Raw genomic sequence first — 21,068 nt, forward strand, 5'->3', positions numbered from 1 at the left:
CTGTATAAATAACCATGTTTGAGACCATCAACTGTTAAAGACCATTTAAAGGACCTTCCATGCTGACTCACCTGAGCGTTCAGAATTTTACGCTGGTCGACCGCCTGGAATTGGAAGTCGACCCCGGCATGACCGCCATCACCGGTGAAACCGGCGCCGGTAAATCCATTATTCTGGACGCGCTGGGTTTGACCCTGGGTGACCGGGCGGAATCCGACCGGGTTCGGGCCGGTCGCGCCCGCGCAGACATCTGCGCCACCTTTGATGTGTCCGCTATCAAACACGCCCAGCACTGGCTGGCCGAACACGATCTCAGTACCGATGATGAATGCCTGCTGCGCCGAGTCGTGACCAAGGAAGGGCGTTCTCGGGGCTACATCAATGGTCAGCCGGTGCCGCTGACACAGCTGCGTCAGTTGGGTGAAATGCTGATCGACATCCACAGCCAGCATGCCCACCAATCCCTGCTGCACAAAGACACCCATCGCCGCCTGCTGGATGACTTCGGCGGGCACCAAAAGCTGGCCAGGCAATGTCGCCAGGAGTTCAAAGACTGGCAGGCGGCAAAACAGCGTTACGAAGAACTGCGCGATAATGTCGAGGAAGCCGGCGCTCGCCTGCAGCTGCTGCGCTATCAGGTGCAGGAGCTCGAAGCGCTGGAACTCCAGGAAGGCGAGTTGCAACAGCTCGAAACCGAACAGAAACAACTGGCAAACGCCGAAACGATCCTGGGGAATTGCCAGGCCATTGTGCAGCTTTGCAATGACGATGAGATGGGTCTGACCAGTGGCATTCACCGTGCAGTGCACCTACTGGGGCAGCTGGGCGATAAACCGCAGGCGCTCGCCAGCGCCGAAGAACTCCTGCAAAGCGCCCAAATCCAGATTCAGGAAGCCCAATCTGAGCTGGACCACTACGTCGACAGTTTCGAACTCGACCCCATGCGCCTCAGAGAAGTGGAGGATCGCCTCTCCAGCTGCTACGACATCGCCCGCAAGCACCGAATCAGCCCTGAGGAGCTGCTGGATTTGCAGCAACGCCTCAGCGAAGAACTCGCCATGCTCGATGGCGGGGATGAAATGTTGGACAAGCTACAGGCCGACGCCACTGCCGCGCGCGATGCGTTTATGGAAAGCGCCCGCAAACTGACACGCAAACGCCAGGCTGCGGCCAAGAAGCTACAGACCGCCATCAATGCGCAGCTTCAAGAGCTGGTCATGAAGAATGCCAAAGTTGCCATCGAGCTGGACACCGACGAGAACAATGCTGGCTCTCAGGGCCTGGATGACATCGAATTTCTGGTGAGCACCAACCCAGGCCAGCCACCCAAATCATTGGCCAAGATAGCCTCTGGCGGCGAACTATCCCGCATCAGCCTGGCGATTCAAGTGGTGACCGCCCAGAGCTCCACAACACCGACATTGGTGTTTGATGAAGTGGATGTGGGTATCGGTGGCGCCACGGCCGATGTGGTGGGCCAGCTGCTGCGCCGACTCGGCCAGCAGGGGCAGGTTATTTGCGTAACTCATCTGCCCCAGGTTGCCAGCAAAGGGCACCAGCATCTGCTGGTCCACAAAGAGACCGACAGCCAATCCGCTCAATCTACACTGACACCGATTGAAGGTGACGAAAAGATAATGGAAATTGCCCGGATGATGGGCGGACAGGAATTAACTCGCCAAACCATTGCTCACGCCAGGGAGATGCTGGACCTGGCAGCGCAGGAAACGAAAGAAGCGCAGAAAGAACCGGCTTAATACGAATAGCTCTTTACATCGCATGAATTCGACCTGCCGCCCTCCCCTTGGAGATACTATGGCAATTTTCAATGGCTAAATGCTTACCGTAGCAGCGCGCTCTGAGCGCGACCGGTGCCAAACCCGGTCGCCCTCGGGCTGCTACAGGGTTATGTACGTCGAGCAGTGGAGATCAGGCTTCTGTGCCTGATTCGCCGTCGTCTTTGCGCAGAGATTCGTACTGATCCGGGTCGACAAACATCAAGCGCAGAATGATGTCTTCCTTTTTGCCCGGTTCAATAGCAATCACCATGACATTGTGTTGCTCACCAATGCGAATAACACCCGGCTGGTGAACCAATGCACCACCGGTTTCCTGATTTGTGAGGATATTGAGATCCTTCTTGGCACGCAGGGTCTGGGCAATCTGGTTGAGCATGGCGCGCAGCGCGGCATCAAAAGCCGGATGGTTAAAGCCCGGCCCTTTGAATTCCGTGTAATCAAGCTCAAGGGACAGAGGCACTTCGAGCGAATCCACCACATCACCTGCTTCACTTTTGTTGCTCAGTGTCAACGCCCCCAAAGAAACACGCTTGCCGCCCTTGAGTTCTTTGAGCAAAGCCTTGGCCTTATTGGCCGGCTGCTTGATAAACGCCTGGTTCAATATGCCACAACCCAGATCCAGCACCTGTACCAGATTCAGATTAAATTTTTTCTTAGGTGACTGAGCTTCACTCATTGTGGAAAAACTACCTCATTCATTATTAGTATAACTGTTGGTTTCAGTCTTTAGGGCGCACGTACAAGACCAGGCTGTGACCAGTGAGTTCGAAGCCGTGTTCTTCCGCAATGGCAATTTGCAGCGCCTCAATCTGATCGTTGTGGAATTCAATGACTTGACCGGTCTCCACACAGACCATGTGGTCATGATGGTCACCCCGCTCCAGCTCGAATACCGAATGTCCGCCATCAAAATTGTGGCGAACGACCAGACCCGCAGTCTCAAACTGGGTCAAGACTCGGTAAACAGTGGCCAAGCCTACGTCCTCTCCGGCAGCCATCAATTTCTTGTAGACGTCTTCCGCGCTCAAATGACGCGTCTCAGAAGCCTCCAGGATTTGCAGGATTTTTACCCTTGGCAAGGTTACCTTCAGGCCTGCCTTGCGCAACTCCTGATTTTCATCAGCCATGATCACCCCTAGTTGTTGCCCATTGGAGGGCAGTTGGTCCTCGTGCTGTTTCAACCGCCAAGGCGCGGATTTCGCACCCTCAAGGCTTCTCAGCATCCTTAAAGATCGGGTATTATCCCCGTTCAATCTGGCTTGTGGAACCCCTGCTATGCAAAAATCCCTGTTTCGACTGCTGGCCCTGGCCGGCCTGCTCACCCTCGGTGGCTGTCAGTATTTTCAGTTTCCCGGTGTGCATAAAATCAACATCCAACAGGGCAATATCGTTACCCAGGACATGGTTGATCAGCTCAAACCCGGCATGACACGCCGCCAGGTTCGCTTTGTGATGGGTACCCCGCTGGTACAGGATACGTTTTCACCGGATCGCTGGGACTACTTTTACAGTATGGTGCCAGCCCGGGGTGAGCCCACCAAAGAACGCATCAGCATCTATTTTAAAGACGATAAACTGACCCACTTTACCGGCGATTTTGCGCCATCTGCTTCAGCGACAACAGGAGCACAATAGGCCACCGGCCCGCCGGATGGTTGCCTCTCAGCCCTGGGCGGCCTGTTTGGCTTTTTCAGCGCGCTTGCGACGCACTTCTTTGGGGTCGGAGATCAGCGGACGATAGATCTCCACCCGGTCCCCCGCCTGCAAAATGTGCTCGTTGGCTTTTTTCAAACCCTTGGTGCCCAAAGCCTGGCCAAAGATACCCAGTTTGGCAGTTTCAAGGTCCAGGCCTTCAAATTCTTTGTCCAGACCGGAACGCTGCACCGCTTGCAGAGCTGTAGTGCCGGGCTTGACCAGCAGCTCAACAATTTTTTGTTTGTGGGGCAGCGCATAGGCCACCTCCACAGTAATCATTTCTATATCTGACATCACTACTCCTGCAGGGTTACCGGTATTTCGGCCTCAACCGTAGACCTGTTGCGCCCGTCGGCACAGGCCATCGACCAGCTCATTGGCCACGGATTCCAGCCACTTGCCGGCGGCCTTGGCCACCAGCGTGTTGGAAAACTCGAAATCCAGATACAGCGACACCTTACAGGCACTTTCCGACAGCGCCTTAAACGCCCACTCACCATGGAACCGCTGAAACGGCCCTTCCACCAGCTCCAAGGTCATAGAGACCGGCGGGCGCAGTTGATTATTGGTGGTAAAGCTGTAGCGCATACCCATTTTGCTGAGATCCAGGCGGGCTGTAAGTGCGTGCTCCAGGCGCTCCAGTACCTCAGCCCCCACACAGCCATCCATATAGTGTGGATAGGCTTCAATATCATTCACCAGATCAAACATCTGACGATCGGAATAGGCCACCAGGGCGCTGCGCTCTATTTGGGTCACGGTCTACTGCTTCGTATCTGATTGGCGGCCACTTTGAGGCGGCCTTAGGCGCTCGATTGTAGTGGTTGGTGCCCACGGAGACAAATTTCATCAAAATTTGATAGTATCGAGCCGGTTGTTCCAATCACCCCGATGACGGCGCAAAACCCATGAAATCCTTACCGCTGCCGCCATCCCCAAAATCGAATCGATGAGATAATAATGACTGCAAATCGCGAACAATTTGGCTCCCGACTGGGCTTTATTCTTGCCGCCGCCGGCTCCGCCGTTGGCATTGGCAACCTGGTGGGATTCCCGGTAAACGCCGCCAAGAACGGCGGTGCCGCCTTTCTGTTGCTCTATGCCCTGTTTGTATTCCTGATCTGCCTGCCTGTCATGATGGCGGAGCTGGCTGCCGGCCGCAACAGCCGCAAGAACCCTCTGGGGGCTTATCAGCACTTTGCTCCCGACAATAAACTCTGGCATATCGGCGGCTGGCTTTCCCTGGTTACGCCCTACATGATTGCCGTGTTCTACGCGGTGATCACTCTGTGGGTGCTGGGATATCTGGTGGCCATCCTTAATGGCGAACTGGAAGCCCTGACCACCACTGAATATTTCGGCAATTTTATTAACAGCCCCTCGATCTTTATCTACCTGGCATTGATTGCAGTGATGGTGGGTGTGATTTTGCATTTCGGGGTGAAAGAAGGCATCGAGCGCGGCGCCAAGATTATGATGCCATCACTGTTTATAATGCTCTTGGGGCTGGTGGTGTTTGTTCTGACCCGGGACAACGCCATGGCCGGCGTGCAGTATTATCTGATTCCAGACGTGAGTAAAATCGATGCCAAGGTGATCAATGGCGCCATGGGGCAGGCCTTTTTCTCCTTGTCCCTCGGCATGGGTATCCTGATCACCTACGGCTCCTACGTCGACCGCCAGGCCAGCATCGCCAATTCCGCCAAGATGGTGGCCCTTGCAGACACCGGCGTCGCCTTTACCGCCGGCTTGTTGGTGTTACCTGCGATATTCTCCTTCAACCCCAATGTCAACACAGCTGAGCTTTCCGACTCTTCCGTTTCGCTGATCTTCACCTTTCTGCCCAAAATCTTTTTGGCAATGCAGGCTTCCGTCGGCTACTGGGGCGCGAGTATCGTTGCCGCCATCTTTTTCCTGCTGGTGTTTTTCGCCGCACTCACGTCTTTGGTGTCAATTATTGAAGTGCCGGTCTCCGGCGTGATGGACCAGAAGGGCGTCACCCGCCACCAGGCATTGCTGATGGTCGGCAGCACGATGGTGGTGGTGGCCCTGGCCTGTGCCGTTTCCTTCGGTATGGTCGACTTCTTCACCAGCTTTATTCACTACGGCGGTGCCAGTAAATCCTTCTTCGATCTGGTGATCGACGTGTTTTATGACACCATTCTTCCGCTGAACGGATTTCTGATTTGTATGCTGGTGGTGTATCGCTGGAAAAAAGCCCAGCTGAATAAAGAACTGGAACAAGGGGATCCTGAATATAAAGGTTCTCTGGCGGAACGTTATATCAACTTCTCGCTGGGTACATTTATACCTGTGATCCTGCTGTTTGTATTTATAAACACCGTGCTGAACAAGTTTTTCAGCATGAGCCTGATCTAGACCGACGAATAGTTCGGAATCAAAAAAGGCGAATCCGGTAGGGATTCGCCTTTTTTGTTTGCCTGTTGCCAGCCTGAGGCACAGTTTTACTCAGGCTTGGAATACAGCTGCTGAATGCTGGAAAAATCCTGCATGCCTTTATCACTGTCACCGCTGTTTTTATGCAGATTAAACAGATTACGAGCCGCCGTGCCCATAGGAATAGAGGACTTGCTGCCAACGGATGCTTCCATCGCCAGGCTCAGATCCTTGAGCATCAGGTCAACCATAAAGCCACCCTGATAACCGTTAGAGGCCGGAACACCCTCCATAACGCCAGGCACCGGATTGTACTTTTCCAGAGACCAATTGCAGCCGGAACTCTTCAACATGATTTCTGACAACACCTTGGGATCCAGACCATTGTCGATACCCAACTGCAGCGCTTCCGCTGTACCGCTCATATGAATGGCCAGCAACATGTTGTTGCAGATTTTTGCCACCTGCCCGGCGCCGACGTCACCGGCGCGGAAAATATTAGCACCCATCGCCTGCAGTACCGGCTCGGCTCGCTCGAAGTTGGCTTCACTGCCACCCACCATAAAGGCCAGTGTGCCTGCAGCCGCTGCGGCAACACCACCAGACACCGGCGCATCGACAAACTGCACACCCAGTTTCTCCGCTTGCGCTCCGACGCGGCGGGAGTTGGCAGGAGCTACGGTTGAGCAGTCCAACACCAGCGCGGTCTTGGGAATAAACTGCAACAGTTGATCGCCATCGATATAAACGCTTTCCACGATGGGGCCGTTCGGCAACATGGACACCACATAGTCCACACCCTCTACGGCTTTTTTGGCGCAATCCACCGGCGTGCACCCGGCATCTGCGGCCGCCTTCAGATTGGCTTCCATCAGATCAAAGGCATTGACCTCAAAACCGGCCTTAACCAAATTGGCGGCCATGCCGCCTCCCATGTTTCCAAGCCCGATAAAGGCAACTGTCTTGCTCATGGTTTTACTCCCAGAAAAATCGATTACAAGTCGGCCAGCGGATGCTGGTCCCAGGGCTCTTCGAAGAAGGCGGCAACTTCCGCCTCACTCACCTCTGCGACCGAGGCAGGAGTCCATTGGGGGTTGCGATCCTTGTCGATCAATAGTGCGCGCACACCCTCTTTAAAGTGTCCACGCCTGGCACAATTAGTGGACATGGTCAGCTCCAGGCGAAACACATCGGCCAGTGACAGGTGCCTGGTGCGCTCCAACTGCTGCTGCACCAAATAAGGCGTAATCGGGCAACCGCCGGCCAGACCCTTGGCGGCCTTGCTCAACCACTTGTCGTCGCCTTCATAGCCGGTAATGCGGTCGAACAACTCCGCAATCGTGTCGGCATCGGTCAGGTCTTGAATCTGGTCATAGTGAGACTGCACATTGCCGGCAGGCTGCTGCTCGATATTGTCTTTTTCAAATTTGTGCAGCACAGCAGAGATGGTGGCGGAGGCGTTCTCAGAAAGATCCGTCTCTGCCAGCGTCGACAACACGGAATCCTTTTCGGCAGCAGGCACGAAGCGATCGGCCAGCCCTACAAACTTGGCATCGGCCGCATTAAAAGACGCGCCGGTCAACCCCAGATACAAACCGGTACGGCCGGGCGCGCGGTTGAGAAACCAACTTCCGCCCACATCGGGGTAGAGACCAATAGTCACTTCAGGCATTGCCATACGGGTGGATTCGGTCACCACTCGATGACTGGCACCGGACATCAATCCCAGGCCGCCACCCATCACAATGCCGTTACCCCAGACCACAATGGGTTTGGAATAGGTGTGAATGTGGTAGTCAACTTGATACTCACGGGTAAAGAAATCGATGGCGCCCTGGTTGGGCAGCTCTTCGCCGTAAGCCGCAGAGCCTGCGTGCAACGCAACAACATCGCCGCCGGCACAGAAGGCTTTTTCACCACTGCCCTGCAGGAACACACAGGCGATATCGGCGTCAGCCTCCCAAGCGGTGAGTTTTTCCTGCAGCAGATCAATCATATCCAGCGTCAGGGAGTTCAGTGAACGCTCTGCATTCAGCGTGGCAACGCCGATCTTTTTCCCCGCCGCGCCCTGGCGCTCTTCAAACAAAACCGATGGCAGATCAGTCATGGTGCTCTCCAGTATTAACTCTTATCCGTTCTTCCATTCTGGCTTGCGCTTTTCAAGAAACGCGCTGACACCTTCTTTCTGGTCCTGGGTATCCCACAGCTTCACAAACATCTCACGCTCTTTGGCGTAGGCGGAAGTAATGTCGCCGCTGCGGGCTTCCATAATCAGCTCCTTACAGAAGCGCACGGAGGTTGGAGACTGGCCTTCAACTTTGGATGCCAGCTCCAGGGCTTTGTCCAGTACGGTTCCGGTTGCAACCACTTCGGAAACCAGACCAATCTTCTCAGCCTTGTCCGCTTTCAGGCGCTCACCTAACAGAATCATACGCTTGGCCCACTGCTCACCGACCAGCCAGGACAACTGCTGAGAACCCAGACCGCAGGGCAACAGACCCACCGCCGCTTCCGGCAGCGCCATTTGCGACTGCTCTTCACAGATACGGATATCACAGGACAAGGCCACTTCCAGACCGCCGCCCATGGCATAGCCGGTAATGGCAGCGATGGAGACGCCCTGGTAGTTGGACAGCGCTGTGAAGGCTTCGCCGAAGGCCAGAGAAAATTCGAAGGACTTGCCTTTGTCGTCATGGTTGAACTGGTTCAAATCCGCACCGGCACTGAAGAACTTTTCGCTCTCACTGGTGAGAATCAGGGCGTAGTTGTCCTTGTCGGCGTTCAGCTCATTAACGATCTGCTCCAGGTAGCGCAGGCTCTCCGGAGTCCAGGTGTTGGCGGGTGGATTATTGAAGGTAACAATGGCGGTATGGCCGCGCTTTTCCAGCTTTAGTAATTCACTCATGTTTTTCTTCCCAATACGGTCTTTGACGAATGGCGCTTAACGGATCACGTCCGTCGCACCCTCTTCCAGCACCCGGCGCGCGGTGATCATGCGCATCACTTCGTTGGTGCCTTCCAGAATCTGGTGAACCCGTGCATCTCGCATATAGCGCTCGATCGGGTATTCCTTGATGTAGCCATAGCCACCATGTAACTGAATGGCGTTGTTACAGACCTCAAACCCCACATCGGTGGCGAAGCGTTTGGCCATCGCGCAGTAAGTGGTTTTGTCGGCATCATTGGCATCCAGTTTACTGGCCGCCAGACGAATCATTTGTCGCGCCGCCACCAGCTCGGTCACCATATCGGCGAGCTTGAACTGCAACGCCTGGAAGCTGGCAATGGATTTACCGAATTGCTTGCGCTCGTGCATATAGGCCTGGGTATGGTTGATACAGGCTTGGGCGGCACCAATCGAACAGGTGGCGATGTTAATGCGGCCACCGTCGAGGCCCTTCATCGCGATCTTGAATCCTTCGCCTTCGCTGCCGAGCAGGTTTTGCACGGGAATGCGGACATTTTCAAAAGAAATGGCGCGGGTCGGCTGGGAGTTCCAGCCCATCTTGTCTTCGTTTTTACCGTAATGAATGCCATCGAGATTCGCCGGCACCACAAAAGCACTGATACCGCGAGCGCCGTCTTCCTGACCGCCGGTACGGGCCATAAGTACCAGCACATCAGTACTGCCGGCCCCGCTGATAAACATCTTGCCGCCGTTAATCACGTACTCGTCGCCTTCTTTTTGGGCGGTGGTGCGCAAGCTGGCGGCATCGCTGCCGGCACCGGGTTCCGTCAGGCAGTAAGACGCCAGTTTCTGCCCCATGGTCAGATCACCGCACCACTCGTTCTTAATGGCGTCGGTCCCCCAGGTGGACATCATCCAGGTGGCCATGTTGTGGATAGAGATAAATGCCGCCGTCGAGGTACAACCCGCGGCCAGCTCTTCCAGAATGATGGCGGTATCCAGACGAGACAGCCCCATGCCACCGACGTCTTCGGGGCAGTACATGCCACAGAATCCCAGCTCACCGGCTTTGGCGATCACATCCGTGGGGAAGATCTTTTCTTCATCCCATTTGGCTGCCAGTGGCGCCATTTCGCCCTGAGCGAAAGCTCGCGCCGCTTCCTGAAATGCCAGTTGTTCTTCGTTTAAAGTAAAGTCCATACCGCACCCTCTTTGATCAGATGATCGATCCCCAACAGTGTGACTACAGTGTAGTGTTTTTGTGTTGGTCTGCCCCGGCTTGAAGCCCGGGTATAGCCGCCAACGTTAACTTCCTATGAAAACACAGGCCCGCCTTACGTGGGGATTGACGATCTTGGCGTTATAATGGACGATCTTGCGGTGACCTAGATTGCCCATAAAATCACAACAAAAACACAAAATCGATAAAAATCAAACAGTTATCATGCAACTGACATCAAATTGGCCATTGCCAGACAAAGGAATTCGCTTTCTGACCCCTCAGTTCCTGTGCGACCAACTGAGCCTGCATGCGCTCACCCAGGGATTGTTTCCGGTCGCTATGGGTTATTACCCGAAAGCCGAAAAACACCACATGGTGCGCGAGCAGCACAGCAACAACCTGATGATCTATTGCACATCCGGTCGGGGCACGCTGATGCTTGAGGGCAAGACCTATCGCATTCGCTCCGGCGATCTGATCCTGCTGCCCGAAGGCCTGAGTCACAGCTATAGCTCCCACAGCCGCTACCCCTGGTCGATATACTGGATTCACTATGAAGGGCAGCTGTGTGAGGAGTTTCACCGTCATTTGGACACCAGCGGGCCGGTGCAGGCCATTGGCATGCAGCCGCGTCTGATCTCGGATTTTGAAGAGCTGTTTCGCCTGCGCCACAGTGGCTACAACCTGGCATCGTTTGTACACGGCTGCCATCAGTTGCAACAGATTATGAGCCACCTGGCTCTGCTGGTGCGCCAGCGCCGCTCCCAAACCGGCAAGCAGATTGACCTGGACGCCGCCCGCGCCTATATGAACGAACACCTGCACGGGCAGCTCAACCTGGATTCCCTGGCCGCCCACAGCAAGCTCTCCAAGTATCATTTTTCCAAGCGTTTTAAGGCGTTAACGGGCCATTCACCGATTCAGTTTTTTATCAACTTGAAGATGCAACACGCCTGCTACCTGCTCGACTCCAGCACGCAGTCGGTCAAGCAAGTGGCGGCGAGCTTGGGGTATGACGATGCCTATTACTTCTCGCGACTGTTTAAGAAGGTTATCGGTTTATCGCCGGATCAATACCGAAAGAGTAAACATCGATAACAGGCTTAAAGGTTTCGAGCTTCTTGTTGCCTGATATGTTCAAGGCACTCTTGCCAGTGACTGGTGGCCAGAAAGTGGGTGGCGCCGGAGATGATGTCGGTACGGGCGTCGGGAAAATGTTGTTGCAGGCAGGCAGCGATAGTGCGAAGAATCGGATTGGATTGATCACCGCACACCACCCGCACGGGCGCCTGGAAGCCAGCATACTCCTCAATCGGGTGTTTGAGTTTCTGGCAGAGGTCCCAATGGCGAATATTGTGGGGCGTCAGCGGCTCCATGGCCTCCTTGATAAACTCGGGCATGGGCTCGAACAGGCCTTCGCCACCCCAAAAATCGATCACCCGGCGGCAGGCGTATTGCTCTCCGCCGGCAACCGCGGCTCGGTATCCCAGGCAGAATTGCCGCACCGCCTCGGCCTCCTCCTCTTGACCGGAGACTTCCAGCACGCCGGTGGTTACCGGTTCGAACAGAGTCAACAGACGAATATCCACACTGCCTTTGAGTGCCAGCGCCGTAGCCACAACACCGCCATAGGAGTGGGCCACCAGATGAATAGGGCCGAGCCCCAAATGCTGAACCACCTGTTCAACGATCTTCACTTCGGTTTCCACACTGGGGGCGTCGAAATCGTCCGGATCAGGCGCGCCACCGTGGCCGGGCTGCTTGATGCAGATACAGTGATAGTCGCCGGCCAGCTCCGCCACAATCTGCTTCCAGGTAGAGGTATTGGCAAATGAGCCGTGAATAAAGACGATTGGGTCACCGGAACCCTGTTCTACAAAATAGTCGCTGATGGCCATTGTCTGTCCCCCTCACCACAGTTTCACCTACCGGGCGAGCATTCTAGACACTGAAAGGCGACATCTCCAGGGAATTTGGTATCAAAAAAAGAAAGCCCGCTTCCAAATAACTCGTTGGTGAGCAGCGCACGGAAGCGGGCTTTAAGGTGGTCTTGCGTTTAGGGGTTGGCGTGAGCCGAATTACTTGAGCTTGTTGATAACATCCCCAAACAGCACCTCATCGGCGGGCAATACCTTGGGAGTGGCCAGCGGCTTGGAGATCCAGGTGATATTCACCAGATGCTTCCAGTTGATGTTCTCATTGGTGGAGTTGCCGCCCCAGGTGCCACAACCCAGCGAGAAGGTCTGGCGCATGCCATTCCACAGGTTGCCGGAGTTGGACGGCGCCTGTGGCTGGTTGACCATAACCCGCGAGGTCTTGGTGCCCATGCCCAACTTCAGAATGTGCTCGTCATTGTTGGAGTAGATACCGCAGGAATGCCCCATGCCCTGGTAGGCCTGGATTTCATTGGTCAGGGCCACGGCTTCGTCGATATCCTTGACCTTATAGAACGCCATGATGACCGACAGCTTCTCGCCGGAGTATGGGTGCTCCGGACCAGTGCCGGTTTCAGGCATGATAATAAACAAGCGGTCTTCCGGGATGTCCACACCTGCCAGCTCACACAGTACCTGAGGCTTCAGAACCACCGCCTTGGTATTAAGGGCGCCGTCTTCCCAGAGCACATCGGCGATTTTGCGGTAGTCCTCTTCAGAAGCCAGGTATCCGCCCTGGGCAATCAGTTTTTCCAGCAGCTGTTCGTAGATGGCTTCCACGGCAATAACCGAGTTATCGGAAGAGCAGGAGGCGGCCAGGTCCAAGGTCTTGGAGATACGGATCTTCTCAGCAGCTTCGTCGAGGTTGGCAGTTTCGTCCACAGTGATCACCGCGTTACCCGCACCCACTCCCAGAGCCGGAGTGCCACTGGAGTAGGCAGACTTAACCATGGCCGGGCCACCGGTCGCCAGAATCAGGTCGCACTGTTTCATCAGCTCGTTGGTTTTCTCCAGCGACGGCAGCTCAATCGCCTGCACCAGATCCGCCGGTGCACCCATGGCCTCCAGCGCTGCGCGCATCTTATCGACGATCATCTTATTGGTCAGTTTGGCGCGGGGGTGTGGCGCCACAATGATGGCATTGCGGCCTTTCACCGCGTTAATGCCCTTGATGACCGGGGTGGCTTCGGGATTGGTGGATGGCGACAAAGCGCCAATCACGCCAACCGGCTTTGCAATTTTGATGATATTGCGCTCGGTGTCTTCTTCGATCACACCCACGGAAATGTCGTCGATGATGTCCATCAGCGCGGCGCGGGTTTTGGTGTTGATCTTGAGGAATTTGCCGTTGTAGTCACCCAGCTGGGTTTCGTCGAGGGTGTGCTGGGCAATTTCTTCCGCCACGCCCGGCTGGCAGCAGGACCAGACCATGGCCTTGATCAGCTCATCGACCTGTTCTTGAGTGTAATTCTCGATCTGGGCCTGGGCCACACGGGCCTTGGCGATCATGTTCGCGATTTCGCGCGCGTCTTCGGTATCTGCAATTTGCTTGTCTAGGGCCATCTGAATAACCTCCGTTGTGATTATGGGGCTCTGTCGCCCTTATTGGGTGGCTGCCGCTTAACTGTATAAGTATTGAACAGCTTAGCCGCTCATGTTAGCAGCTGTCAGATTTTGGCCAATTGATTATATTGCGTAGCAGATGGATTATATTGCGCTTTGCGCACTGGGCTGCCAGGGCACTTGCTGAGCCCTCACGGGCTCACTGAGCAGATAACCCTGCACTTCGTCGCAGCCGATGTTTTGCACAAATTCGAGCTGCATGGGATTTTCAATGCCCTCAGCAATGACTTTCAGATCCAGGCTTTTGGCCAGGGCGACAATGGCCTGAATAATGCGCTGATCCTCGTTGGAGGGCAGCCCCTCGATAAAGCTGCGGTCAACCTTGAGATTGTCGACGGGAAAACGCTTGAGGTAGTTAAGGGAGGAATAACCGGTACCAAAGTCATCAATCGAAATGCTCACCCCCATGCGTTTCATTTCATCCAGCATTTCGGCGCTGAAGACATGGTCGTGCATCAGGGTGCTTTCCGTCAGCTCCAATTCGATGGCGTCGGCGCGCATCTCAGTGGTTTTCAGAATATCCCGCAATGTCTGAATAATGTAGCCGCCGACAAACTGTTTCGCCGATACATTGACGGCCACTCTGGGTGGCTGCACCCCCTGCTGATGCCAGCGCACCCACTGGGCGCAGGCCTCGCGCAGCACCCAATTGCCAAGCGGGCGTATCAGACCGGACTCCTCGGCAATCTCGATAAACTGGCTCGGCATGATCAACCCTTTTTCGGGATGCTGCCAACGCAACAGCGCTTCCATGGCCGTGGGCTCACCATCTTCCGCGCTGAGAATCGGCTGGTAATAAAGCTCAAACTGCATCTCCTTGACGGCCTGATGCAGAGAGTTTTCCATATTCAGGCGCGCCTTGGCTTTGGCGTTCATCGCCTCGGTATAAAACTGGTAGTTGTTCTTGCCCACTTCCTTGGCGTGATACATCGCGGTATCCGCATTTTGCAACAGCGTTTTGGGCTCACTGCCGTCGGATGGATAAAACGAGATACCGGTGCTCGCACCCGTGAAGACTTCGCGATTGCGAATCACAAAAGGCTCCGACAAGGCGTGTTTGATTTTCTCTGCCACGTGCGCCGCCGTTGTCACCGCCTGAGTACGATCCTGCAGGTCGCCCAGAATCACAGTAAACTCATCGCCGCCCATGCGCGCGATGGTGTCCTCATTGCGCACGCAATCGCGCAGCCGCTGCCCCACCTGGTGCAGCAACGCATCTCCTAAAGCGTGCCCCAGTGTATCGTTGATGGATTTAAAGCGATCCAGATCGAGAAACAGCAACGCCACCTGGCCACTTTTGCGTTTGGCGCGATTGATCGCCTGCCCCAGCCGATCAGAAAACAGACTGCGGTTGGGCAGACTCGTCAGCGGGTCAAAATACGCGAGGCGCTGAATGCGGTTTTCGCTGTTCTTTTTTTCCGTAATGTCGGAAAAGTAGCTGATGGTGTTGATGACCTTGCGATTGATATCACGAAGAACGGTAATCGCGACCCACGCCGGGAACACCTGCCCGTCTTTACGGCGATGCTGAATTTCTCCTTCCCAGAAGTCCTTGCGCTCAAGACTGTCGCTGATGGATTTGAAATAAGAGGAGGCATAACGCTCAACGTCCATCAGCTGGGGCGACTGTCCCACTGCCTCCTCAACGCTGTAGCCGGTAAGGCGGGAAAAGGCCTGATTCACCTGCACAATCTTGCCCTGGGTATTGGTGATATAAATGGCCGTCAGGCTGTTTTCAAACACCTTGGCCGCCAGAGCCATGGCCTCCAGATTCTGCTTGCGGGTGCTGACGTCTCTGCAGATACAGATCGCGCCCTGTAACTGCCCGTGGTCGTCCAGAGAGGGAACACATTGAACCTGAAGCGTCACGCGAAACCCGTCGCGGTGATTCACTACCAGGGTTTCCGGCGAGGTCCCCTTGGAGACCAGCTCTGCAGCCGATAACTGCCTGAGCTGGTTCGATACAAAACGCTGCACCACCCGAAAACGGCTGTCATCGGCGTAAGTCATTGCATGGTTGTATAGTCGCTTGAAGACTTCAGCGGTGTAGCCGAGTACATTCTCGACGGAGGGTCCGACATAGTAGAGGCTGCCATCAATCCCCACCCCCAGCACCATATCGCTGAGGCGGTCAGCCACCTGAGACAGTAAAAAACCGGGATCAGTCGAGTCCACCTGGCCCTGGTGAAGCTCGGATTCGTCGCTGAGTACGCGGCTGACATCAGCCCAGGAGGGGTCTGCCTGCGGGGCAGTGTTAGAGGTTTTGGCCTTGGACCCGCCAGAGTCCTTTTTATCAGCAGGGGCGGCCGTCGCAGAGTCGGACTGGGGGCTTCGGGAAACCGGCTTGTCTGACATCCACTTCCTCCCTTGTCGCGTTCTTATGATCGGCCTTTCAAATAGTATAGGGTGATATCGACGCTGCGGTGGCGCGCAATTCAACTTTATAGAAAAGTCATCTATCGATTGCCGAGATCCTTCCATTTAGCTCTTAAAAACGTCCGCCAGATGATTGACTCCATTGCCGCTTTTGCCGAAACTTGCCGCCATTTACCGCAGAACGCTTCTTTTAGTTTTTTAGCTTTCCATTTGAGGTTACCAGCCATATGGCACAGTACGTTTACTCCATGAACCGGGTGGGCAAGGTCGTCCCCCCAAAACGCGAAATCCTGAAAGATATCTCCCTTTCTTTCTTCCCTGGGGCCAAAATTGGTGTGCTTGGCCTTAACGGTGCGGGTAAATCGACGCTGCTGCGCATCATGGCTGGTGTCGATACCGACTACAACGGCGAAGCCCGCCCGATGCCCGGCATCAAAGTGGGTTACCTGCCCCAGGAGCCTCAGCTCGACCCGGAAAAGGACGTGCGCGGCAATGTCGAAGATGGCGTACGCGAAGCGCTGGATGCCATGGCCGCTCTGGATCAGGTGTTTGCCGACTACGCCGAACCGGACGCCGACTTTGACGCCCTGGCCAAAAAGCAGAGCCAGCTCGAAGACATTATCCAGGCCTGGGATGCCCACAATCTGGATCACAAGCTCGAAGCGGCTGCCGACGCCCTGCGCCTGCCGCCCTGGGATGCCGATGTCACCAAACTCTCCGGCGGTGAACGCCGCCGTGTGGCACTGTGCCGCCTGCTGCTGTCCCGCCCGGACATGCTGCTGCTGGACGAACCCACCAACCACCTGGATGCCGAATCTGTCTACTGGCTGGAGCGCTTCCTGGTGGACTTCCCCGGCACCGTCGTCGCCATTACCCACGATCGCTACTTCCTCGACAATGCCGCCGGCTGGATTCTGGAACTGGACCGTGGACACGGCATCCCCTACGAAGGCAACTACTCCAGTTGGCTGGAGCAGAAAGAAGCTCGCCTGGAGCAGGAAAAGCGCTCAGAAGCCTCTCACCAGAAAGCCATCAAAGCCGAACTGGAATGGGTGCGCCAGAACCCCAAGGGGCGTCAGGCCAAGAACAAGGCGCGTCTGGCTCGCTTTGAAGAGATGCAATCTCAGGAATTCCAGACCCGCAACGAAACCAACGAAATCTATATTCCACCCGGCGAGCGCCTGGGCGACAAGGTCATCAACTTCAACAATGTCACCAAGAGCTACGATGACCGTCTGTTGTTTGAAGACCTCAGCTTCTCCATTCCCAAGGGCGCCATTGTCGGTATTGTCGGCGCCAACGGTGCCGGTAAGTCAACCCTGTTCCGCATGATCTCCGGTAAGGAACAACCCGATAGTGGCGACATCGAAATCGGTGAAACCGTACAGGTCGGGTTCGTGGAGCAGAGCCGTGAACACCTCGACGACAACAAAACCGTATGGGAAGAAGTCTCCGAGGGGCAGGACATCATTCGCATCGGCAACTATGAGGTCAGCTCGCGCAGCTACGTGGGCCGCTTTAACTTCAAGGGCTCCGACCAGCAGAAGCGTGTGGGCGAGCTCTCCGGCGGTGAGCGCGGTCGCTTGCACCTGGCCAACACCCTCAAGCAGGGCGCCAATGTCTTGCTGTTGGACGAACCCTCAAACGACCTGGACGTGGAAACCCTGCGCGCCCTGGAAGAAGCGCTGCTGACCTTCCCCGGCTGCGCCCTGGTGATCTCACACGACCGCTGGTTCCTGGACCGAGTTGCCACTCACATCCTGGCCTACGAGGATGACGGCAGCATCGAGTTCTTTGAAGGCAACTACACTGAGTACCACGAAGATCTGGTTGCCCGTAAGGGCGAAGATGCACAACCTCATCGCATGCAGTACAAAAAGCTGAAGAGCTGATAAGGCTTTAAGCGTACAGAGGCCGGCCCCTCCGGCCTCTGCATTCTTACCGACTTACTGTGCAGCCCTTCCCTTTCTGCCGCCTACCGCCCAATTTCGCCCACACACCCGTAGCAGCGCGCTCTGAGCGCGACCAGGGTTAAACCACAAAAGCCCCCGATGTGGCGCGCCGCGCGCGCTGCTACGGTGAATCCTATTCCTGCAATACCCCTTTTGGTTGATCCAGCTCAAAAAACCTCGCGTCGGTTGCCACCATAATGCGATAACTCATAAAAAACCGATGTTTTAAGCCAACGATTAGCCTATGACCCAATCACAAATTCGCCGGACTTTACTACAACGCCAGTTCGAACTGACTCAGCGACTCAGCGCCCTGGAAGTGGACTTACAAAAAAGCCACAGCCATGACTGGTCGGAACAAGCCCAGGAAAGAGAAAACGACGAAGTACTGGAAGCCATTGCCAGCCGCACCGCCAATGAGCTGATGCAAATTGATCAGGTACTGAGGAAGATCGGCAGCGCGGGTTACGGCATCTGCGTAAACTGCGGCCATGCTATCGGCAAAGAACGCCTCAAGGTGTTACCGGAAACTCAACACTGTGTGAGCTGCGCGAAACTGGCCCACTAACGCTCGCTTGCTCAGGGCGCTGAGATTTCCCTACCCTGCCAGCTGAACGCCACCGGCCAGAGTTTCTGATCCCGGTCATACCCCTGCCAGAGGCTGGCATAGGTACGGCCACTGCGGGGATGCAGCCCGCCGGGCGCAAGTTCGGACAGAGGCCAGAGCACAAACGCATTGGTTTCCACCTCATCGCGAGGCAGCACCACGCCGTCAATAATTCCGCAACACTGATCATAGGTCAGGATATCGATGTCCAGGCTGCGACCACTGAACTTGGGATCTCCCCGCCGGCGACCATTATCGTCCTCAATGGCTTTCAGCACCGCCGACAATTGACCAACGGACAACTGTGTCTCCAAGCTCACCACCAGATTAAGAAAGTTGTCGCCGGCAAAACCCACCGCTTCGCTTTCAAAGACACGTGAGATTCCCAGAGGGCCAAAACGCTCACTCAAAGCGTCGAGGCCGGCAACGATGTGTTTTTGCGCCTCGGTATTGCTACCCAGGCCCAGAAATACCATCGCCATATCAGCCTCGATCTCCACGCTCAATCATCAGCCCCACATCCGCTGCCTGGGGAACCGCTCCCGGCTTGCCCAGCCGGAGCCGAACCCAGGGGACCGAGAATTCGTCCTGCACCAACTTGCAGATCGCTTCCGCCAGACCCTCAATCAATTCAAACTGATTGTTTTCCGCCAACGCCAAGATACGCTGGCTCACCGCCCCGTAATCCAGTGCATACTGAATATCGTCTGTTGCCGCAGCCTTGCGGATATCAGTGGCCATCTCCAGATCAATGCAAAGCGTTTGGCGCACACGGCGCTCCCAGTCATAAATACCAATGGTGGTATCCAGGCGTAAGTCGCGAATATAAACAATGTCCATAGGGGGTCAGCAAGCTATAGCGGGTTAGGGATTTAGAGGCTGCAGGGAATCCAGAGGCCAGCGGGGCCGGGCCTGCACCCCCAAATCCTCACCCTGGCCAGCGAGCAGGCGCTGACAACCGGCGTAGGCAATCATGGCGCCGTTATCGGTGCAGAATTCGTGACGCGCGTAGAAGACTCGTGCGCCAATTTTCGCCAGAGCCGCCTCCAGCCGCTCACGCAGGCGGGTATTGGCAGACACCCCGCCGGCAATAACGAGGGTCTTGTAGCCCACCTGCTGCAGGGCTCGGCGACACTTGATCACCAAGGTGTCTACCACCGCCTCCTGGAAGGCACAGGCGATATCCGCACAGGTCTGATCATCCGGCAGACCATTTTCCAGTGCATGCTCGGTGACCGTATTCAGGGTATAGGTCTTTAGCCCACTAAAGCTGAAGTCCAGCCCCGGACGATCCACCATTGGTCGGGGAAAGGTAAAACGATCAGGGTCGCCCTGCTGCGCCAGTTTGGCCACCTGCGGGCCACCCGGGTAATCGAGATCCAGCATTTTTGCCGCCTTGTCGAAGGCTTCGCCGGCAGCATCGTCGAGGGACTCACCCAGCAACTGGTAGTGGCCAATACCTTCCACCTGCACCAGCTGGGTATGGCCACCTGAAACCAGCAGCGCCACAAACGGGAACTCTGGAGGCTCTTCCTCCAGCATGGGCGCCAGCAGGTGCCCCTCCATATGGTGGACTCCAACGGCGGGAACCCCAAGGCTATAGGCCAAAGAGCGGCCGATGCAGGCCCCAACCATCAATGCCCCAACCAAGCCTGGCCCCGCGGTATAAGCGACCGCATCTATATCTTGCTTGGTCAGCCCGGTGTCCGCCAACACGCCGTTAATTAAAGGCAGGGTCTTGCGGACATGGTCCCTGGAAGCCAATTCCGGCACCACGCCGCCGTACTCGCTATGGACCGCAATCTGGCTATAGAGGCGGTGGCCCAGCAAGCCCTTGTCACTGTCGTAGAGAGCGATACCGGTTTCGTCGCAGGAGGTTTCAATACCGAGAACGCGCATAATGTGGCACCTATGACCCTGTTTCAATGGTGTAGTCAGGCAATTCATAACTATAGATGAATAACGACAGGCGCTATTGCGAGCCGAATCACCACGGGGGCGGCATAATAAATCAGTCCCAGGGCAGTGAGCCAGCCAAATGACCGCAATTGTGCAGTCTTTCTGCCAAATTCGCACAAATTTCAGCCAGGTATCGGGAATTTCACGAAAGGCCCATTTTCCTGACAACCCCTGGTTGCAGTCCTCCTACGTTATGTATAGAATTTGCGCCCCTTGGATTATGAGAATCACCCACGGGATCGACCATTGGCGCCCTCTTCTTTATATACAAGGGCAGGGCCATCACTGGACCCGGCGTGCTTCTCACGGTGAATTGACAATTTAACAGGTAAACAGATGCCTTCAGTAAAACTTAAAGAAAACGAGCCATTCGATATCGCTCTGCGTCGCTTCAAGCGTTCTTGTGAAAAAGCCGGTATCCTGGCTGAAGTTCGTCGTCGCGAATTCTACGAAAAGCCAACCACCGTTCGTAAGCGCGCTGCTGCTGCCGCTGTTAAGCGTCACGCCAAGAAAGTTCAGCGCGAATCCCGCAAGTTTCAGCGCCTCTACTAAGTTGACCGTTCCCGCCTAAAGGCCGGGAGCCCGACTTAGCGCGC

Annotated in this window: 21 protein-coding genes; 7 read left to right on the forward strand and 14 right to left on the reverse strand. The window is 55.5% G+C overall.

Annotated elements, in window-relative coordinates; all coding sequences use genetic code 11:
• The first annotated feature begins 59 nt into the window (after window positions 1-59).
• Window positions 60-1,757 carry a DNA repair protein RecN gene (recN, locus tag HBA55_RS33805; RefSeq protein ID WP_167000159.1) on the forward strand — a complete coding sequence of 566 codons (1,698 nt, stop codon included), beginning with the start codon at window positions 60-62 and terminating at the stop codon, window positions 1,755-1,757.
• Between the two features lie 172 nt (window positions 1,758-1,929).
• Here recN and HBA55_RS33810 read toward each other — a convergent pair whose 3' ends face one another.
• Together HBA55_RS33810 and fur are read right to left on the reverse strand one after the other, a co-directional pair.
• Window positions 1,930-2,475: a hypothetical protein gene (locus tag HBA55_RS33810; RefSeq protein WP_167000160.1), complete on the reverse strand. Its 546-nt coding sequence runs from the start codon at window positions 2,473-2,475 to the stop codon at window positions 1,930-1,932.
• A gap of 43 nt (window positions 2,476-2,518) precedes the next feature.
• Window positions 2,519-2,926, reverse strand: coding sequence for a ferric iron uptake transcriptional regulator (gene fur, locus HBA55_RS33815; protein WP_167000161.1), 408 nt, complete (start codon window positions 2,924-2,926; stop codon window positions 2,519-2,521).
• A gap of 148 nt (window positions 2,927-3,074) precedes the next feature.
• On the opposite strand from fur, the gene HBA55_RS33820 reads away from it, so the two are divergent.
• A complete protein-coding gene (locus HBA55_RS33820) occupies window positions 3,075-3,434 on the forward strand; it encodes an outer membrane protein assembly factor BamE (protein WP_167000162.1) in 360 nt (119 codons plus the stop codon).
• A gap of 27 nt (window positions 3,435-3,461) precedes the next feature.
• On the opposite strand, the gene HBA55_RS33825 is transcribed toward HBA55_RS33820, so the two are convergent.
• Both HBA55_RS33825 and HBA55_RS33830 read right to left on the reverse strand, forming a co-directional pair.
• Complete coding sequence (locus tag HBA55_RS33825; protein WP_167000163.1) at window positions 3,462-3,788, reverse strand: RnfH family protein; 327 nt, start codon at window positions 3,786-3,788, stop codon at window positions 3,462-3,464.
• 33 nt (window positions 3,789-3,821) lie between these two features.
• A complete protein-coding gene (locus HBA55_RS33830) occupies window positions 3,822-4,253 on the reverse strand; it encodes an SRPBCC family protein (protein ID WP_167000164.1) in 432 nt (143 codons plus the stop codon).
• A gap of 201 nt (window positions 4,254-4,454) precedes the next feature.
• Here HBA55_RS33830 and HBA55_RS33835 point away from each other — a divergent pair, with 201 nt between their 5' ends.
• Entirely contained in the window at window positions 4,455-5,873 is a 1,419-nt protein-coding gene (locus HBA55_RS33835; RefSeq protein WP_167000165.1) for a sodium-dependent transporter, read from the forward strand.
• A gap of 86 nt (window positions 5,874-5,959) precedes the next feature.
• Here HBA55_RS33835 and mmsB read toward each other — a convergent pair whose 3' ends face one another.
• From mmsB to HBA55_RS33855, 4 genes are read right to left on the reverse strand one after another with little or no spacing between them, the layout of a single operon-like run.
• A complete protein-coding gene (gene mmsB, locus HBA55_RS33840; protein WP_167000166.1) occupies window positions 5,960-6,862 on the reverse strand; it encodes a 3-hydroxyisobutyrate dehydrogenase in 903 nt (300 codons plus the stop codon).
• Between the two features lie 23 nt (window positions 6,863-6,885).
• The gene (locus HBA55_RS33845; RefSeq protein ID WP_167000167.1) at window positions 6,886-7,998 is read right to left on the reverse strand and encodes an enoyl-CoA hydratase/isomerase family protein; all 1,113 of its coding nucleotides are present in this window, start codon (window positions 7,996-7,998) and stop codon (window positions 6,886-6,888) included.
• 21 nt (window positions 7,999-8,019) lie between these two features.
• The gene (locus tag HBA55_RS33850; RefSeq protein WP_167000168.1) at window positions 8,020-8,796 is read right to left on the reverse strand and encodes an enoyl-CoA hydratase; all 777 of its coding nucleotides are present in this window, start codon (window positions 8,794-8,796) and stop codon (window positions 8,020-8,022) included.
• Between the two features lie 36 nt (window positions 8,797-8,832).
• Window positions 8,833-9,999: an acyl-CoA dehydrogenase family protein gene (locus HBA55_RS33855; RefSeq protein WP_167000169.1), complete on the reverse strand. Its 1,167-nt coding sequence runs from the start codon at window positions 9,997-9,999 to the stop codon at window positions 8,833-8,835.
• A gap of 244 nt (window positions 10,000-10,243) precedes the next feature.
• Between HBA55_RS33855 and HBA55_RS33860 the strand changes: the two genes are divergently transcribed.
• On the forward strand, window positions 10,244-11,119 hold the full coding sequence (locus HBA55_RS33860; RefSeq protein ID WP_167000170.1) for an AraC family transcriptional regulator: 876 nt from the start codon (window positions 10,244-10,246) through the stop codon (window positions 11,117-11,119).
• 5 nt (window positions 11,120-11,124) lie between these two features.
• Here HBA55_RS33860 and HBA55_RS33865 read toward each other — a convergent pair whose 3' ends face one another.
• The 3 genes from HBA55_RS33865 to HBA55_RS33875 form a co-directional block, all read right to left on the reverse strand.
• Window positions 11,125-11,919: an alpha/beta fold hydrolase gene (locus HBA55_RS33865; protein ID WP_167000171.1), complete on the reverse strand. Its 795-nt coding sequence runs from the start codon at window positions 11,917-11,919 to the stop codon at window positions 11,125-11,127.
• A gap of 180 nt (window positions 11,920-12,099) precedes the next feature.
• Window positions 12,100-13,518 (reverse strand): aldehyde dehydrogenase family protein, encoded by a 1,419-nt coding sequence (locus HBA55_RS33870; RefSeq protein ID WP_167000172.1) that lies wholly within the window; start codon window positions 13,516-13,518, stop codon window positions 12,100-12,102.
• Between the two features lie 144 nt (window positions 13,519-13,662).
• Window positions 13,663-15,933, reverse strand: a complete 2,271-nt coding sequence (locus HBA55_RS33875; protein ID WP_167000173.1) for a putative bifunctional diguanylate cyclase/phosphodiesterase — start codon at window positions 15,931-15,933, stop codon at window positions 13,663-13,665.
• Window positions 15,934-16,181: 248 nt separating this feature from the next.
• On the opposite strand from HBA55_RS33875, the gene ettA reads away from it, so the two are divergent.
• Together ettA and HBA55_RS33885 are read left to right on the forward strand one after the other, a co-directional pair.
• Window positions 16,182-17,846, forward strand: a complete 1,665-nt coding sequence (gene ettA / locus HBA55_RS33880; protein ID WP_167000174.1) for an energy-dependent translational throttle protein EttA — start codon at window positions 16,182-16,184, stop codon at window positions 17,844-17,846.
• Window positions 17,847-18,150: 304 nt separating this feature from the next.
• Window positions 18,151-18,474, forward strand: coding sequence for a TraR/DksA family transcriptional regulator (locus tag HBA55_RS33885; RefSeq protein ID WP_167000175.1), 324 nt, complete (start codon window positions 18,151-18,153; stop codon window positions 18,472-18,474).
• Between the two features lie 11 nt (window positions 18,475-18,485).
• Here the strand turns inward: HBA55_RS33885 and folK are convergent, their stop codons facing one another.
• Genes folK through tsaD form a run of 3 tightly spaced genes read right to left on the reverse strand, consistent with a single transcriptional unit; the run spans window position 18,486 to window position 20,412 of the window.
• A complete protein-coding gene (folK, locus tag HBA55_RS33890; RefSeq protein ID WP_167000176.1) occupies window positions 18,486-18,995 on the reverse strand; it encodes a 2-amino-4-hydroxy-6-hydroxymethyldihydropteridine diphosphokinase in 510 nt (169 codons plus the stop codon).
• Between the two features lies 1 nt (window position 18,996).
• Window positions 18,997-19,353 carry a dihydroneopterin aldolase gene (folB, locus tag HBA55_RS33895; protein ID WP_167000177.1) on the reverse strand — a complete coding sequence of 119 codons (357 nt, stop codon included), beginning with the start codon at window positions 19,351-19,353 and terminating at the stop codon, window positions 18,997-18,999.
• A 24-nt stretch (window positions 19,354-19,377) separates the two neighbouring features.
• A complete protein-coding gene (gene tsaD / locus HBA55_RS33900) occupies window positions 19,378-20,412 on the reverse strand; it encodes a tRNA (adenosine(37)-N6)-threonylcarbamoyltransferase complex transferase subunit TsaD (RefSeq protein ID WP_167000178.1) in 1,035 nt (344 codons plus the stop codon).
• A gap of 396 nt (window positions 20,413-20,808) precedes the next feature.
• Here tsaD and rpsU point away from each other — a divergent pair, with 396 nt between their 5' ends.
• Window positions 20,809-21,024, forward strand: a complete 216-nt coding sequence (gene rpsU / locus HBA55_RS33905) for a 30S ribosomal protein S21 (protein WP_167000179.1) — start codon at window positions 20,809-20,811, stop codon at window positions 21,022-21,024.
• Window positions 21,025-21,068: the final 44 nt, after the last annotated feature.

This window comes from Pseudomaricurvus alkylphenolicus, assembly GCF_011683955.1.
Classification (GTDB): Bacteria; Pseudomonadota; Gammaproteobacteria; order Pseudomonadales; family Cellvibrionaceae; genus Pseudomaricurvus; species Pseudomaricurvus alkylphenolicus.